Raw genomic sequence first — 1240 nt, forward strand, 5'->3', positions numbered from 1 at the left:
GGGCTCGGACGCCCTGGGCCAGGCCGGCCTGCTCGACGGCCGCCGCTGCACCACCCACCACGCCGTCCAGGACGCGCTCGCCGCCCGCCACCCGCGGGCGCACGTCGTGCGCGACGTCCTCTTCACCTCGGACGACGGCGTGGTCACCTCCGCCGGGATCGCCAGCGGCATCGACCTCTCGCTGCACCTGCTGGCCATGCGCCACGGCCCGGCGCTCGCCGCCCGGGTGGCCCGCGAGATGGTCGTGTATGCCCGCCGCAACGGGGCGGAGCCGCAGGCCAGCGCGATGCTGCGGCACCGGTCGCACGTCGACGACACGGTCCATCGCGTCCAGGACCACATCGACTCGCACTTCGCGCGGAGCCTGCCGCTGACCGACCTGGCGGCGCGCGCCGGCGTGGCCGAGCGCACGCTGACCAGGGCGTTCACCCGGGCCACCGGGGTGACGCCCCTGCGCTACCAGCAGCTGCTGCGGCAGGAGCGCGCCGAGCACCTCATCGGCCAGGGCGCCACGGTGGAACAGGCGGCGCACACGGTCGGCTTCGAGGACGCGCGCTCCCTGCGCCGCCTCCGCGGGTCCCGCTGAGCGCCGTCAGACCGCCAGCCCGATGATCAGCGCGAGCACGCCCAGCAGCGGTACCAGCCCCTGCTTGAGGGCGGCGCCGCGCTTGCTCGGGTCCGAGATCACCAGCACGAGCGACGCCGCGAACATCGAGCCCGCCCCGGCGAGGACCAGCGCGGCGCCCGCCGCCGTCGACCCGGCGGCCGTCAGGACGATGCCGACGCCCGTGACGATCGCGAGGAACAGGTTGTAGTACCCCTGGTTCAGGGCCAGCGGCTTGGTCACCTCCGCCTCCTGCGCGGTCATGCCGAACGTCGCGAGGGTCCGCTTCTCCGTCCAGGCGAAGGACTCCAGGTAGAAGATGTACACGTGGATGAGCGCGGCGACGCCCGCGAGCACGAGTCCGACGATCAGCAAGACGGTTTCCTCCGGATGGGTGCGGCCTGACGGGACGGCGGCCGGCTGTTCGGCAGTATGTCAGGACCCGACACGACCGGCCCCGGGAATAGCCGGCGCGCCCGATTGGCTCCGTCTCGTATGGAGTGGGAGATGACGGCGCTGCGGCGCGAGCGGCTCGCCGCCGGTGACGTGCGGTCCCGGCCCGGCGCACTGTGGGCCGTCGTGCTCGCCGGCGCCGTGACCCTGGAGACCGCCGACGCGCGGCATCGGATGCTGCCC

2 protein-coding genes are annotated in these 1240 nt (G+C 74.1%); one reads left to right on the forward strand and one right to left on the reverse strand.

Features of this window, described 5'->3' with window-relative positions:
• On the forward strand, nucleotides 1-586 hold a 586-nt coding region (locus tag PROKR_RS21525), incomplete at its 5' end, for a GlxA family transcriptional regulator (protein ID WP_036967197.1).
• A gap of 6 nt (nucleotides 587-592) precedes the next feature.
• Here PROKR_RS21525 and PROKR_RS21530 read toward each other — a convergent pair.
• Entirely contained in the window at nucleotides 593-979 is a 387-nt protein-coding gene (locus PROKR_RS21530; protein WP_036967199.1) for a DUF1304 domain-containing protein, read from the reverse strand.
• Nucleotides 980-1240 lie beyond the last annotated feature (261 nt).

The sequence above is a fragment of the Promicromonospora kroppenstedtii DSM 19349 genome, from assembly GCF_000515355.1.
In the GTDB taxonomy this organism is placed as follows: Bacteria; Actinomycetota; Actinomycetes; order Actinomycetales; family Cellulomonadaceae; genus Promicromonospora; species Promicromonospora kroppenstedtii.